General features: G+C 63.2%; 9 protein-coding genes. 5 read left to right on the plus strand and 4 right to left on the minus strand.

The annotated features are described in order from the left end of the window. The gene (locus AC1DQ3_RS08915) at positions 1 to 621 is read right to left on the minus strand and encodes a MotA/TolQ/ExbB proton channel family protein (RefSeq protein WP_477119829.1); all 621 of its coding nucleotides are present in this window, start codon (positions 619 to 621) and stop codon (positions 1 to 3) included. A gap of 1,052 nt (positions 622 to 1,673) precedes the next feature. Between AC1DQ3_RS08915 and xseA the strand changes: the two genes are divergently transcribed. Both xseA and sodB read left to right on the plus strand, forming a co-directional pair. Next, entirely contained in the window at positions 1,674 to 3,059 is a 1,386-nt protein-coding gene (gene xseA, locus AC1DQ3_RS08920; protein ID WP_477119830.1) for an exodeoxyribonuclease VII large subunit, read from the plus strand. A 153-nt stretch (positions 3,060 to 3,212) separates the two neighbouring features. Then, positions 3,213 to 3,794 (plus strand): superoxide dismutase [Fe], encoded by a 582-nt coding sequence (gene sodB, locus AC1DQ3_RS08925; protein WP_477119831.1) that lies wholly within the window; start codon positions 3,213 to 3,215, stop codon positions 3,792 to 3,794. Positions 3,795 to 4,140: 346 nt separating this feature from the next. On the opposite strand, the gene AC1DQ3_RS08930 is transcribed toward sodB, so the two are convergent. Continuing rightward, positions 4,141 to 5,154, minus strand: coding sequence for an AraC family transcriptional regulator (locus AC1DQ3_RS08930; RefSeq protein ID WP_477120024.1), 1,014 nt, complete (start codon positions 5,152 to 5,154; stop codon positions 4,141 to 4,143). Positions 5,155 to 5,339: 185 nt separating this feature from the next. Between AC1DQ3_RS08930 and AC1DQ3_RS08935 the strand changes: the two genes are divergently transcribed. The 3 genes from AC1DQ3_RS08935 (at position 5,340) to AC1DQ3_RS08945 (ending at position 9,972) form a co-directional block, all read left to right on the plus strand. Then, on the plus strand, positions 5,340 to 6,395 hold the full coding sequence (locus tag AC1DQ3_RS08935; protein ID WP_477119832.1) for a beta-keto acid cleavage family enzyme: 1,056 nt from the start codon (positions 5,340 to 5,342) through the stop codon (positions 6,393 to 6,395). 135 nt (positions 6,396 to 6,530) lie between these two features. Further along, positions 6,531 to 7,871, plus strand: coding sequence for an MFS transporter (locus tag AC1DQ3_RS08940; protein ID WP_477119833.1), 1,341 nt, complete (start codon positions 6,531 to 6,533; stop codon positions 7,869 to 7,871). Positions 7,872 to 7,950: 79 nt separating this feature from the next. After that, positions 7,951 to 9,972 (plus strand): acetoacetate--CoA ligase, encoded by a 2,022-nt coding sequence (locus tag AC1DQ3_RS08945; RefSeq protein ID WP_477119834.1) that lies wholly within the window; start codon positions 7,951 to 7,953, stop codon positions 9,970 to 9,972. A 397-nt stretch (positions 9,973 to 10,369) separates the two neighbouring features. Here AC1DQ3_RS08945 and AC1DQ3_RS08950 read toward each other — a convergent pair whose 3' ends face one another. Both AC1DQ3_RS08950 and AC1DQ3_RS08955 read right to left on the minus strand, forming a co-directional pair. Continuing rightward, positions 10,370 to 11,533, minus strand: coding sequence for a porin (locus tag AC1DQ3_RS08950; protein ID WP_477120025.1), 1,164 nt, complete (start codon positions 11,531 to 11,533; stop codon positions 10,370 to 10,372). Positions 11,534 to 11,960: 427 nt separating this feature from the next. Beyond that, positions 11,961 to 15,506, minus strand: coding sequence for an indolepyruvate ferredoxin oxidoreductase family protein (locus AC1DQ3_RS08955; RefSeq protein WP_477119835.1), 3,546 nt, complete (start codon positions 15,504 to 15,506; stop codon positions 11,961 to 11,963). Positions 15,507 to 15,705: the final 199 nt, after the last annotated feature.

Here is a 15,705-nt window from a genome sequence, read left to right on the forward strand (position 1 = left end):
TCAGGCGCGGCGCTGCGGCAGGATGGCGTCCAGGAAGGCGGTGGCGCGGAACTCCAGTTCCGCCACGTAATCGTCCACGCGGCGGCGGAAGTAGCGCCAGAAGATCAGTGCCGGAATCGCGACGATCAGGCCGAATGCCGTGTTATAGAGCGCCACCGAGATGCCGTGGGCAAGTTGTTCGGGGCTGGCGCCGGCCCCGCCCTGGCTGCCGAAGATCTCGATCATGCCGATCACGGTGCCCAGCAGGCCCATCAGCGGCGCCACCGAGGCAATGGTGCCGAGGGCGTTCAGGTAGCGCTCGAGTTCGTGCGCCACCGCGCGGCCGGCCTCTTCCACCACTTCCTTGGCGGCATCGCGCGAGGTTTGGGGTTGCAGCGCCACATGGCGCAGGCCGGCGGCCAGCACGCGGCCCAGCGGAGAATTCTGCTCCAGCGTATTGACCACCTCCGGCGTGGCGCGGCGCTGCTGCGCCACCGACAGGGCTTCATCGTAGAGCCTGGCCGGCAGCACCTTGCTGCGCTTGAGGCTGAGGAAACGTTCGACGATCAACGCCAGGGCGATGACCGAAGCCAGCAACAAGGGCCAGATCGGCCAGCCGGCCGCTTGAATGATAGAAAACACGTGGGACCCCGATTCGACAGCTTGTCTCTCATGCCAGCCGCCGCGGCCGTTTGCGCGCTGGCTGTATTTGAAAAAATCAGGCGCCACTCTAACCCGCAGCACCGGGCGCGGCAAGACGCAGCACTGCGGTGTATCGGAAGCGCATCGCGCGCGGGGGCGTCCGGGTGTCTACAGGCGGGATGTCCACATGGAACAGGGACAGTGCTGTGGATGAATTGTGGACAGTAGGCTGACAATGAGGTCAAGTCGTTGATTCAAAAGGACAAAGTGTGGGCAGCTTAAAAAATGGGCAGCCCGTGAGTGGCGAGGACACCCTCCGGCCAGCAACGGAACGGCCAGAATTCATGCGCCAGCTATCCACATTAAAACAGGACAGTGCTGTGGACCGGTTGTGGACAGAAGCCTGAAAGGATTGCTAAGTTATTGATTTTAAAATGATGTTTCCTGACTGCTTAAATTATGTGCAGAACACGCCAGATGGGGCCCGCAGAGGGCTTACGCACCCCGGAAGGAGAAAAATCCTGCCAAGTCTCTCCCTTTCCACATTCCTCCGGGACAGTCTTGTGGATGGGTTGTGGAAAACTATCTGAGAAGCGGCCTAAGTCATTGATTGGAAAGCGCTCCATCGCGGTTGATTAAAAAACGGGCAGCACCCGGGTTCGGGGGCCTTTCCGGCTGTTCGGCTGATTTCCCCGGTGGCGCGGTGCGCAGGGTTGAATAAGTTGCTTTAAGCGCTCTTTTTAGCGATCCGGGTTCCATTGTGAATGGCCTTTGATTGCTTATCCACAGGCTGGGTGCCTCAAGCAAGGTTGTCCAGAAAAGATGTGGATAACTTTGTGAACAAGCCGGGGGCGCAGTCGGTAAGTCGTTGACGCATAAGGGGTTTGCTTACATTGCCTAAAAAATATGAGTGTGGAAAGGGCATAAGAATCAAAGGCTTGTATCAAATCAAGGGGAATGGTGTGGTGGCTGCCCTGCGAGTGCAGGGAGGCTTGACAGACGGGTTATGCTGTGGACATGTCAATTGCACGCCGCTTGCCCGGCCGTGAGCCATGTCAGAACCATTGAACTTTTCGCGTGAACCGCAGCCTATGGCACCTCCCGGCACGCGCGAAGCGATCCCCGTCGGAGAGCTCAACCACGCTATCGCCCAAGTGCTGGAGCGCAGCTTTCCGCTTACCTGGGTCCGGGGCGAAATCTCCAATTTCACACGTGCCGCGAGCGGTCACTGGTACTTCTCGCTCAAGGACGCGCGCGCCCAGATCCGTTGCGTGATGTTCCGCGGCCGCAACCAGCATGTCGACTTTTCGCCGCGCGAGGGCGAGGCGGTCGAGGTGCGGGCGCTGGTGTCGATGTACGAGGCGCGCGGCGAATTGCAGCTCGGCGTGGAGGCAATGCGCCGCGCGGGCCTCGGCAATCTTTACGAAGCCTTCCTGCGCCTGAAGGAAAAACTGTCGCAGGCCGGGCTGTTCGCGCCCGAGCGCAAGCGGCCCGTGCCCGCCCATGCGCGCACCATCGGCGTGATCACCTCGCTGCAGGCCGCGGCATTGCGCGACGTGCTCAGCACGCTGCGCCGGCGCGCGCCGCATGTGCCGGTCGTGGTTTACCCTGTGCCGGTGCAGGGTGCCGGCGCGGCGGCCAGGATCGCCGCCATGATCGATACCGCCAGCGCGCGCAGCGAATGCGATGTACTGATCCTGTGCCGCGGCGGCGGCAGCATCGAGGACCTGTGGTCGTTCAACGAGGAAAGCGTGGCACAGGCGATCGCGCGCTGCGCCGTGCCGGTGGTCTCCGGGGTTGGCCATGAAACCGACTTCACCATTGCCGACTTCGTCGCCGACGTGCGCGCTCCCACACCCACCGGCGCTGCCGAACTGGTCAGTCCGGACCGCGCCCACATGCTGATGCAGGCCAACCGCGCGCGCGACGCGCTGGCCCGGAACATGCAGGGCCAGATCGACCGCCGCGGGCAGAACCTGGACTGGCTGGCCCGCCGCCTGCGCAGCCCGCAGGCCCAGTTGCAGGAGCGCCGCCTGCAGGTCGACAACCTGATGCGCCATCTGCGTGCCGCCCTGCGCGATACGGTGGCGGCCCAGCGGCACCGGCAGCAGGTGCTAGCCATGCGCTGGGCGGCCGGGCGTCCCGGTGTGGCGCTGGCGCAGGCCGAGTTGCGCCGCGCGGCGCTGCGCCTGCGCGATGCGACGCAGCGCCAGCACGAGCGTGCCGCACAGCGCTGGCAGCGCGCCGCAGGCTCGCTGGAGCTGCTGGCGCCGCAGCGCACCCTGGAGCGGGGCTACGCCGTGCTGCTGGACCAGCGTGGACGCGCCTTGCGCTCGCCGGCCGAGTTGCGCGCGGGCAGCGTCATCGAGGTGCATCTGGCCGAGGGCGTGGCCGACGCCAGCATCGCCAGCGTGCAGCCGCGGCTGGCGGAACGGTAGGCCTGGCGCGCGTCGGCGGGCCGCCGACAGCGCTGGCATATCAATCAAACTAATATGATCGAAGGGGCTTTGTTTGCCGCGTTTGCGCGGGTATGGCAAGTCCCCTACAATCGACAACTCCTGATCTTCAACCCCACAGACAGAGACAGAACAATGGAACATACTCTCCCCCCGCTGCCCTACGCGCATGATGCGCTCGCTCCGCACATCTCCAAGGAGACCCTGGAGTTCCACCACGACAAGCATCACCAGACCTACGTCACCAACCTGAACAACCTGATCAAGGGCACCGAGTTCGAAAACTCGACGCTCGAAGAGATCGTCAAGAAGTCTTCCGGCGGCATCTTCAACAACGCCGCCCAGGTGTGGAACCACACCTTTTACTGGGATTCGATGAAGCCCAACGGCGGCGGCCAGCCGACCGGCGCACTGGCCGATGCCATCAACGCCAAGTTCGGCTCCTTCGACAAGTTCAAGGAAGAATTCACCAAGACCGCGGTCGGTACCTTCGGTTCGGGCTGGGCCTGGCTGGTGAAGAAGACCGACGGTTCGCTGGACCTGGTCTCGACCTCCAACGCCGCCACCCCGCTCACCACCGACGCCAAGCCGCTGCTGACCTGCGATGTGTGGGAACACGCTTACTACATCGACTATCGCAATGCCCGTCCGAAGTACGTSGAGGCATTCTGGAAYGTRGTGAACTGGGACTTCGCCAGCAAGAACTTCGCTGGTTGATTTCACGCTGTTGTTTTGTGGGAATAAAGGTTGAAACAAGGAATAAACTTTGAATCAATTGGTTTGCCCACACTGAATAAAGTTTGATACAAGTGGTGCGTTTTACGTGAGCCGTTAGGTCTCATTGCTTTTGGCGCGCAATGAGGTGGTGCCGGCATCGCGCCAGTGTGTTGACTTCACTGTCTTTTTTTACCCCGGAATCGTAAGGTGTCCGGGGTTTTTGTTTGGTTCACCCTGCAGGGCGCACTCCCTTGAGGGTGCAAGTCCCTTACACACCCGGTAAGGGGAAGTGTTAGCCGGGGACAAGGGTTTCCCGGGCGTCTGGGGGTCTCCGGATCGTAGTGAGTTAGCTCATTGGAGACGAAAGTTTATTCTCCTGTGAAGATCGCCACGCGCGAGGACTCATGCCGAACCGTGCAGTGAACCACTGGGTGAGCGATGACTGTCTAGAGTATCCAAGCAGCGTTGCCACCCTCCCAATCGGATAGCGCAAGTTGCTCAGATAGCGCACGGCAAGCTCCTGGCGCACCTCCTCGATCAAATTCGAGAACGTCGTGCCTGCCAGCTCAAGCTGACGTTGCATCGTGCGGACGCTCAGATGCAGGTGGTTGGCTACCTCGTCGACCGTAGCTTGCTCGATCGGCAGAAGCAGGTAAATTGCCTTGCGCACATCCAGGACAATTGAGCCTGGCCCTGATACGTTGAGCGGCTTAGCCAAGCTTTCCGCATATCTGACCAGTTCCGGATCGGCATTCGGATTTGGGCGGTCAAGGTCTTCGGCGGCGCAAACGATGCCGTTGAAATCGCTGTCGAAGACAACCGGACATCCGAAGAAACGTCGATGGAAGCTCAGATCCGGCGGGCCAGAGTGGGCGAAGTTGACGCTCCTCGGCTTCCAGTGCTCGCCGAGCAGACCGACAAAGGTTCGCGCCAATAGCCCAACGGCAAGTTCCGTTGCCTGGCGGGTCGAAGTTCCGGGTTCGGCAGTGATTTCCTCACGCACAACCACCATTTCCCGGCCATCTTCGACGTGGATCGCCAGAGCTTCATTGAGAAGGTGCCGATATTGCACGGCCGCCAGGAGCAACTCGCGCAGGGTTCGCTTGTGCGACAGCAACAGGTCGAGAACGCCGAAGTCAAATGGCTGGCGCGTGTCGGCCATCTGTAGGCCGAATGTCGCGCATTTTGCGCTGGTAGAGGCCGCTTCCAGCAACTGGCAGACGGCCGAGATAGGAATACGACGCTGCAGATCGGCCAAGACTGTGGCGTCGAGCCCTACCTGCCGCAGCAATTCCTGGGGGGCGAGCCCAAACCTCCGGGCCACCTGCAGATAGCCGCTCAAGGCTCTTGCCCGAACCATCGGTTCCGTCACTTTGTGCTCCAGTGCACTGCATCGGGTTGCCCGGGGGATCCTCTCACGGCGTCGTAGGGGATTCCCCGGGGTGGCGCCAAAACGAAAAAATTTGGCGCCTGAACGAAAGAGTCTACCGCACCGGCGACCTAAAGTTGAGTCCATACCCAACCAGACCCCGAAGGAGACAAACCATGCAATTCCTCGACGACTCGCTGCACCCCGAAAACCAGCAGAAGGTGGTCATCACCGTCGCCCCATATGCGCCGGAATGGATGCCGTCCGACTTCCCTGAAGACATCGCCGTGACGATGGAGGAACAAATCCAAAAGGCCGTGGACTGCTACGAGGCCGGCGCCCGGGTGCTGCACCTGCACGTGCGCGAACTGGACGGCAAGGGCTCCAAGCGCCTTTCCAAGTTCAATGAATTGATCGCCGGCGTGCGCAAGGCCGTGCCGGACATGATTATCCAGGTGGGCGGCTCCATCTCCTTTGCTCCCGAAGACGATGGTCAGGCCGCAAAGTGGCTCTCCGACGACGCCCGCCACATGCTGGCCGAACTGGATCCCAAGCCGGACCAGGTCACGGTGGCCATCAACACCACGCAGATGAATATCATGGAGTTGATGACGCCTGAGGCAGTGAGGGGAACGTCGCTCGCCGAGCCGGCCTTGGCGCAAGCCTACCGTGAGATGACCGTGCCGGCAGGTCCGGGCTGGGTCGAAGAACACCTTCGGCGCCTTCAGGCCGCCGGCATCCAACCGCATTTTCAGTTGGCCGGCATTCACTCCTATGACACGCTGGAGCGAATGATCCGCCGCGGCATCTACAAGGGCCCGGTGAACCTGACCTGGATCGGTATCGCCGGCGGTGCCGACGGCCCCAACCCGTTCAATTTCATGAACCTGATACAGCGCGCCGCTGACGGCATCTGCATCACCTCGGAGTCCCTTCTCAGGAACGTTCTTCCGCTCAACATGATGTCCTTGGCGATGGGCTTCCATCCACGCGTGGGCACCGAAGACACACTGACCGACCAGCGCGATAATCGCATGACGTCGGTCCAGCAAGTGCAGCAGTGCGTGCGCGTTGCCAACGAACTGGGTCGCGAGATCGCCAGCGGCAAGGAAGCGCGGGAGATCTACCGCATCGGTACCTGGTACGACAGCATCGACGAGACGCTCGCGGCCAACGGCATGGCGCCCAACCGCCAGCCCGGTGTACGAGGCGTTCCGTTGCGCGCGGCCTGATCCCGGCGTCGCCCGGCCCCGCATCCGAAGGGGCTGGGCCGTATTCAGGCTGAGAAGCCGCCCCCGCCGATGCGAAGTCGGAACACATCAAAGGTAGCTTTCCATGAAAAAGCTTCCGCGCTGGAGACACAGACCATGAACCCGCATTCCGCCGCCTCGGGTACAGAAGGCAACGATGGCTATCTCGTCGGCCGGCCCAAGGCCTGGTTCGCCTTCGCGATGACCTTTGCGCTGATGTTGTTCGACTACATTGACCGCCAGGTCATCGTTTCGCTGTTCCCCCACATGAAGGCTGCCTGGGGCTTGTCCGACATGCAGCTCGGCGGCCTGGTGTCGATCATTTCCATCGTCGTCGCCGTGGGCGGCCTTCCCGTCGCGCTGCTTGCTGACCGCTACAGCCGGGTCAAGAGCATTTTCATCATGGCCACGGTGTGGAGCCTGGCCACGATCTCCTGCATGTTCACGCGCAATTACAGCCAGCTCTTCCTCGCGCGGGCCCTCGTGGGCGCTGGCGAGACCGGCTACGGCTCAGTGGGCGGCGCCCTGATTGCGAGCCTGTTTCCGAAGCGCCTGCGCGCTACTTTGCTCGGCGCGTTTCTCGCTGCTGCTTCGATCGGCTCCGTGCTCGGCGTGGTGCTGGGCGGCGTCATCGCAGCCCGCTGGGGCTGGCAGGCGGCGTTCGGTGTGGTGGGCATCCCGGGGCTGGTCCTGGCTTTTCTGTACCTGCTGGTGCCGGACTACAAGACTGTTGCGCTCGCCCCGCGCATGGATCAAGCGAGGCAATCGGTGACGGGGTTCGCCAGGCAGATCGCCACGACCCTGACCAGTTCGCCTGCCGTCTGGTGGACTTGCCTCGGCGCCGCGTTCCAGCTCATTGTCGTGTCGACGATATGGTCCTGGTTGCCCAGCTATTTCCACCGGTACCATGGCGTCGCCGCGGACAAGGCGGCCATGCAAGCCGCGGTCATCGTGCTCTGCGGCGCGGCGGGCTCTTTCATCTGGGGCGTGGCCGCAGACGCCGTCGCGGTACGCCGGCCTCGCAACAAGCTCGTGATGATGGCCACGCTCGCCACGGCGACGCTGGTGGTCTTCGTGACCGCGTTTGGCAGCTCGATGGCCCCCAACCAGCAGTTCCTGCTGATCGCGCTTGGCGGCCTGATGATGATGTGCTCGGTAGCGCCGGCTTCGAGTGTGGTGTTCAACGTGATCCATCCGGGCGTGCGCTCCACTGGCGCGGCCATGCTGTCCCTGTTCCAGAACCTGTTTGGCCTCGCTGTCGGGCCCTTCGTGGGCGGCCTCGTATCCGATGCCTGGGGCCTGCAGACTGCGCTCGCTGTCATGCCCGCGTTTGGCCTGCTTGCCGCACTGTGCTTCCTGCGCGCCATGCGCACCTACGAATCGGAACTGGCAAATTTCGCCAATATCCGGCTGGATGTCGCTTCCACTGCGGCATCGCCTGCGGCGGTATCCGCCTGACCTCGCCGCCTGACCTCGCGCAGCATCCAAACCTCCAGGCTGCGTCGTTACAGCACGCAGCCAAGATGAGTACCCAGCAATGAGCATTTCCAGCACTTCGATATCTGCTGCCGGCTTGCCGGACGCCACAGCAACGGCCGTGCCCGCATGGTCACCGTCATCCGAAACCATCCGCCGCGCACGCGTCACGGCGTTCATGCAGTGGCTCGAGCGGGAGCGCGGCCTGTCCTTCGCCGACTACGACGCCCTGTGGCAATGGTCGGTCGACCATATCGGCGACTTCTGGCTGGCACTGTGGGAATGGGCAGACATTGTGTCACCGCAGATGCCCATAGTCGCGCTTGCCGAGGCCAGCATGCCGGGCGCCACGTGGTTCCCGGGCGTTCAGATGAACTACGTCGAGCAGGTGTTTCGCCATGCCACGACGGATCACCCCGCTATCGTCTATCGCAATGAGGTCGGTGAAACCGGCGAGATGAGCTGGGCCGAACTCGAACAGCAGGTCGCGTCGGTGGCGGCATCGCTGCGCGGCATGGGCGTGGACTGCGGCGACTGCGTGGCAGCGTACCTGCCGAATACGCCGCAGGCCATCGTTGCATTCCTGGCGGTGGCAAGCATCGGTGCGGTGTGGTCGGCATGTGCGCCCGACATGGGCGAGTTGGCGGTCCTGGATCGCTTCCGTCAGATCGAGCCCAAGGTGATGATCGCGGTCGACGGCTATCACTACGGTGGCAAGGCGTTCGACCGCCGCACGCTCCTGCACTCGCTGTTGGAGCAGTTGCCGAGCGTGGAGCGGGTTGTGCTGGTGCCCGGGCTCGCCGATGAATCGTCGTGCTACGAGTTTCGCGGCGGCGTCGCGTGGGCGGAAGCGATTTCGTTGGACGTCCCGCTCGATCCCGAGCATGTGCCGTTCGACCATCCGCTCTGGATTGTCTACTCCTCGGGCACGACCGGCCTGCCGAAGCCCATTGTCCATTCGCAAGGCGGCATCGTCCTCGAGCATGTCAAGCTCACCACGCTCCATCTGGACCTGCATCCGGGCGACCGCTTCTGCTGGCAGGCCAGCACCGGCTGGATCATGTGGAACCTGCAGGTCGGCGGATTGCTGGCCGGGGCCACCGTGTGCCTGTTCGATGGCAATCCGGGCTACCCGAACATGGAGACGCTCTGGCGGTTCATCGACGAGGCGAAGGTCGCCTTCTTCGGCGCTGGCGCGGCGTATTTCCAGTCGTGCCTCAAGTCCGGTGTCGAGCCGCGCGTGGCAGCCGATCTCGCGCATCTGCGCGCGATCGGGTCGACGGGATCGCCACTGTCGCCCGAGAGCTACCGCTGGATTCTCGACCGCGTCGGACCGGTGTGGATCAATGCGCTGTCGGGCGGGACGGATTTCGCGGGCTGTTTCGTCGCCGGCGTTCCCACACTGCCGGTCTACCTCGGGGAAATGCAGTGCCGCTGCCTCGGCGCGCGGGTAGAGGCCTTCGACGACGCCGGAAAATCCGTGATTGACGAGGTAGGAGAACTCGTCTGCACGGCGCCGATGCCATCGATGCCCCTCTATTTCTGGAACGACAAGGACAACTTGCGGTATCGAGACAGCTACTTCGATACCTATCCCGGCATCTGGCGCCACGGCGACTGGGTGCGCATCACGCCGCGTGGCGGTGCCATCATTTATGGCCGCTCGGACGCCACCATCAACCGCCACGGCATCCGCATGGGTACGAGCGAGCTCTACCGGGCCGTAGAGGCGTTGCCTGAAGTCCTGGACAGCATGGTCGTCGATCTCGAATACCTCGGGCGCGAATCCTACATGCCGCTGTTTGTCGTCCTGCGGCCCGATATTGCACTGACGCCAGGACTGACGGCCACCATCCGCGACCGTATCAAGGTGGCGCTGTCGGCCCGGCACGTACCGAACGAAGTATTCCAGGTGGCTGCCATTCCCCGCACATTGTCGGGCAAGAAGATGGAGCTGCCGATCAAGAAGCTGCTGCTGGGACAGCCGCTGGAGAACGTGGCGAATCCCGACACCATGGCCAATCCTGCGAGCCTGGCTTGGTTCGCCGGCTTCGCCCGCGACCGCGCTGCGGCTGGCCGGTAACCGAGACGAGCGTCGGCAAGACCAACAAGAGACTGCTGCTTGAGCGGGTTGCACTATAGATCCATTCGCTGGAAACCTGTATGAAAGGCGACGCCCATCCGACGTCCACACCTGTCTGCGACCAGTTGCGCGCGCGGCTACTGTTGTTACTTTGGCAAGGCCAGGCCACTCGTCGGGAAAATCGAATACTCGTGGTCTGAATCGGCGGCCGGCTTCTTCACTCGAAGACGTGGCCGCCTACGGCCTCGCTTGGGGCGGCGCTAAACGGCGTTTTATTGTCTGGAACTAACCGGGATTTTCTGGCGCTGGCCAGATCGCAAAGACCGGGACCCGGCGGATCGAAGCCCGCACCGCAAGGTTCCGGCGTCCCTGATGACCCGCCCGCCTCCGTTGTGTTTCAGAATCTATGACGGACACCCAACGCCACGCCAAGCATGCCGCGTTGCCCCGGCGTGGGATAGTAGCCGCTGCCAAAACCGGTGAGCGATGTGTCGAAGTTCAGCGCGGCATTTCTCGCGTACGCGGAGGTCAGGTACACATCGGTACGCTTTGAAAGGCTGTAGGTCGACACGAAGGCAACCTGCCACGGCTTGGCCGGATTCGTGGCCGTCGCCGTCGGCGATACCCGCACCGAGCTAATGTCCCAGTAGTAATAGGCCAGCGTCAGGCCAATTGCTGGCGTGGCCTGGTAAGTGCCGCCCACCCACAAGAAATTCTCTTTCGCCAGCGTTACGTGGTTGGCGTAGTCGGTGTTCCCCCAACGATAGGCCGCCATGATGCTACCTGGACCGATGCTGTAGCTGGCCGCCAAGCCAGCCTTGCGCGACTTGCCGGCCTGGCCGACGACCATCGTCGGATTCCATTCATCGTAGGCCACGCTCACGCCGAATCCGTTACTTAGGTAATAGGCCCCGGCCCCCCACCCAGCGTTGTTTCCCGCATGCCCCGGCACCTCGCCCGCGCCGCCATTTAGCAGCGGAGAAACACCAATGGTAGGAGTTCCGACGCCAAATGAGTAATGCGCTACCGCCGTCACCGAGCCGAACGAACCGGTGTACTTGACCGTGTTGTCCGAACGGGCGCTACCACCCAGCATGGCGCCAACCGGTTCATACATCACCGCATAGCGCAGCGGAGCGAAATTGGAGAAGGCATTGAACATCGACGAATACTGCCTGCCAAGCGTCAGTTGCCCAAAGCGGTTCTGGATGCCAACGAAGGCCTGCCGCCCGAACAACCGGCCCTGCAATGACGCGCCGCTATCTTCGGCAAAGCCGCTTTCCAGCACGAACAACGAAGACATTCCACCTCCGAGGTCTTCCGTGCCACGCAGGCCCCAACGTCCGCCCGCCAGTCCTCCGCCGGAAGGCATGCCGAAGCGGTTGCCACCAGGCTGTTGGACTAACTGCCCGTTGACGACCGACGGCGCACCTTGTGCAATCTTGTTGACATACTCGATCGGGGCGTCGATGACACCATAGAGAGTCACACCGGATTGCGCGCTGGCTGCCGTGCTGCCTGCCGCGCCCAGAACCAGGGCAATAGAAAGCGTCCTTCTCATACTGATGGTCTCCTCGTTGAGTTTTTTTTGTGGCTCGGCGACGTCCGTCAGGTCGCCGCTGTGATGCCGTCTGCCGGGGCCGCGGTGCGTGATGTCGGGGCGGTCACTGAAGGGCGTCTTGATTCTGTGTCGGGGCGGGACAACAGTCGAACGAAGAAGGCGCGCGATTGTCCTGCTTGTTGCAATCCCAGGCCTGGCGCTGCTTCTCACCGGCGCAGGTCGGGTGCGAGCGCTCCCACGCCGCACCGTTACGGATCGTGCAGGTGAGTCGGACCGTACGGAACGGCACCGCGCAGGCGTACCTACACGGTGCGGGACGCTGCGCGTACCGTGATCTCCAGATGTGGCGTGCGCAGGCTGCGGCGCGGTCCCATACGCATCAGGCAGCCCGTGTATTACCGCAATGGATGCGGCGAGGCACGGGTGTTCAGGTGACGGCGTACACCCTGGCCTGTACCGCCTGTAGCGGTACAGGCCCTGCCCGTCGCTCCTCCAGTTCGGCGATCAGCGCTGCACGGGCTTCGCCTGCTTTGGCCGCGCTGGCTTCCTTGACGTGCCCGAAGCCGCGCACTGACTCCGGCAACGCGGCAATGCGCGTGGCCACGTCATACGTCTGTGCATTGATGCCGTCGAGCAGACGATCGATATCGCGCTCGTATTGGGAGACAAGATGGCGCTCCAGGCGGCGCTCGGCGTTGTTCCGGAAGGGATCCATCACACTGCCGCGCAGGAACCGGAATTTCGTCATCCATCGGAACGCGGTCATCAGCCAGGGGCCAACTTCGCCCTTGACCGGTCTTCCCGCGTCGTCGGTGGTGGAGAAGGGCCACGCGCCAACGTGGAAGCGCAGCGTGTACTCTCCTTCGAACTCTTTCCTCAGCGCCGCCTGGAAGTCGGGATGGCTATAGAGACGTGCCACCTCCCATTCATCTTTCACTGCCAGCAGCTTGTGGTAACTGGTCGCCACAGCACGACTGAGCGCATCGCCCAGGCCCGCATGCCGTTCCGCATCGGCCACGCGCTGTACCAGTTGCTCGTAGCGCCGCACGGGCCCCTGGCCGCCGTGCGCTTTCAGGTGTTCGCCTCGGCTGCGGACGATTTCTGCCACGCTGCGCCTGGTCCGCGGCACGAAATTGATGACCTGGTTCGCGGGCGCACGTGTCTCCCGGACGAACCGCTCCACCGCCGGCAAGTCATGCGCGGCGCGGCGGCCCCAAAGGAATGCGTCCTTGTTCATCGCCACAGCCACGCCGTTGAGTTCGATTGCCCGATGCATCGCTGCCAGCGATATGGGCACCAGTCCACGCTGCCACGCGGCCCCCAGCATGAGCATGTTGGCGGCGATGGCATCGCCCATCAGTTCGATCGCCAGGCGCTGTCCTTCGAGCAGCAGCACATCGTCGCCCAAGGCATGCCGCAGACGCTGGATCAGTACGTCGGCATCGATGTTCCAGTCCGGGTTACCGGCGAACTCCGCCGTAGGAATGAGATCCGTGCAAATGACGCCCTGGCTGGTGCCCAGGCGTAACGTCGAGACCGTTTCGTCGCCGGCTGCTACCACCAGGTCGCAGCCGACCAGCGTGCTGGTATCGCCGGCGCCGATACGGGTGGCGTGCAGCATGCCCGGGCGCGGTGCAATGCGGACATGGGAATTCACCGCCCCGTACTTCTGGCTGATGCCGGTGATGTCGAGGTTCGATGTGTAGTAGCCCTGCAAGTGAGCGGCCATTGCCAGGGTCTGGCCAATCGTGACCACGCCGGTCCCGCCGATGCCGACGATCATGACACTGCGGATGTCCGTCAAGGAGGCGATGTCAGGTTCCGGCAGCGCCTGAGTCCATTCGGGCTGGCGCGGGCCGCCATCGCCCGCCTTCGGATTCCTGGGCTTGCCTCCATGTACGGTCACGAAGCTCGGGCAGAAGCCGTCGACGCAAGAGTAGTCCTTATTGCAGCTACCCTGGTTGATCCGACGCTTGCGACCGAGCTCGGTTTCCAGCGGTTCAATCGACATGCAGTTGGACGCCTTGCCGCAGTCGCCGCACCCCTCGCACACGGCAGGGTTGATGAAGGCGCGCTTCGCCGGGTCGGGCAGCTTGCCACGCTTGCGCAAGCGCCTGCGCTCCGTGGCGCAAGCCTGGTCATACAGGATGACGGAGACCCCGGGATATTCCCGGAACTCGCGCTGCACCGCGTCCATCTGGCTGCGGTGGTGAACCGGCGTATCCGGAGGCAAGGAAATATCCCGGTACTTCTGCGGCTCGTCGGTCACCACTGCCATCTTGCGCACGCCTTCCGCCGCCAGTCCGTGAAGAATTTGCTGGGGCGGCTGTTCCGTTTCCACTGGTTGCCCGCCTGTCATCGACACGAAGCCGTTGTAGAGGATCTTGTAGGTCATCGGGACGCCGGCCGAGATGGCTTGGCGCACCGCCAGGAACCCGGAGTGGGCGAATGTTCCGTCGCCGATATTGGCGAAGACGTGCTTCTCATCGGTGAACGCCTGCTGGCCCAGCCACATTACACCTTCGCCGCCCATCTGCGACACGGTCGTGGTGCGGAGCGGATTGGCGCGGGCGGCGATGGTATGGCAACCGATGCCAGCCAGTGCGCGGCTGCCCTCCGGCAATTGTGTGGAGCGGTTGTGCGGACAGCCGGAGCAGAATCCCGGCATGCGCGACGGCGTGCCGCTGGCGTCCGCTTTCGCGGCGGCCGCGGTAAGGGGATTTAGTCCGCAGGCCGGATTGTGCAGGCGCAGCGTATCAGCGATCACGGCCGCGATCCGCTGTGGGCTCAGTTCCCCGGCGTTCGGGAAAGCCATGGGACCGCGCGCCGGATCGAACACACCGCCGGCTTGGTGCTTCCCGACGATGTGCGGCGCCGCTCCGCCGTAGAGCGCCGCTCGCAACTGGTCCTCGAGCACCGGCCGCTTCTCTTCGACCACGATGATCGTTTCGAGGCCTTGCGCGAACTCGCGGACGATTGCGGGATCCAGCGGCCAGATCATGCCGATTTTAAGCAGACGGATGCCCAGTTCGGCGGCACGCGCCTCATCCAGCCCAAGGCTGGTCATGGCCTCGAGCACGTCCTGCCAGGACTTGCCGGCGGAAACGATGCCGATCTTGGCATGGTCCGGGTCCAGGGTCACGCGATTGAGCCCATTGGCACGCGCATACGCCATCACCGCCTGGTGCTTATGGTGATACAGCCGTTCTTCCTGCGGCAGCGGCGCGTCGACGCTGCGGATATGGTATCCGTCGCTCTCCAGCATGTCAGCGGCGTCGCGTGCTGATTCTGGCATCCGGATCTGCGGCGAATCCGGCGACACGTAGACGGAGCCGCCGCCCTCCACCACGTCGGTGACCACTTTCATGCCGACCCAGCAGCCGCTGAAGCGTGACATCGCGATCCCGTGCAGGCCATAGTCCAGCAGTTCTTGCGTGTTCGACGGATAGAGCACCGGCATCCCGACGGCGATGAATATCTGGTCCGAGAAGTTCGCCACCGTGGAAGACTTGGCGCCGTGATCGTCGCCCGCCAGACACACGACGCCGCCCTTGGGCGATGTGCCAGCGAGATTTGCGTGACGCAAGACGTCGCCCGAGCGGTCCACGCCAGGTCCCTTGCCGTACCAGATGCCGAACACGCCATCGACCCTGGCGCCCGGAAAGCTACCCACATACTGGGCACCCCAGATCGCCGTGGCGGCAAGGTCTTCGTTCAGACCGGCACGGAACTGGATGTTGTGTTCCTTGAGCAGTGTTTCTGCCGCCCAGAGTTCCATGTCGTAGCGACCGACGGGCGATCCGCGATAGCCCGAGATATAGGCACCGGTGTTCCATCCCGCTGCCGTGTCGCGCAGGCGCTGCTGGATGGGCAATCTCACCAAGGCCTGCATGCCGGTCATGTAGAGCCAGCCCTCCTGGGCCTGATACTTGTCGTCAAGCGTTGTTCCGGTACGGGCAAGGGCGTTATTCATCTCTTTGGCGGGCCTGAAACCCTGTAATGGGGATTGATTGGCAGACTCTGCGTGGGGGCGCGGAGCGCGGAAATACAGCAGGCAGCAAGCCGGTACCTCGTGGCAGGAGCCGTCGGCTCCCAGCGAGAAGTCGCAGCGCCCCCTCACGTGCGCCAGGCACGTGGGGTATCACGATGGAGGGTGGACAGCGGCGGGACGG

Source organism: Cupriavidus sp. 01T418, assembly GCF_056398885.1.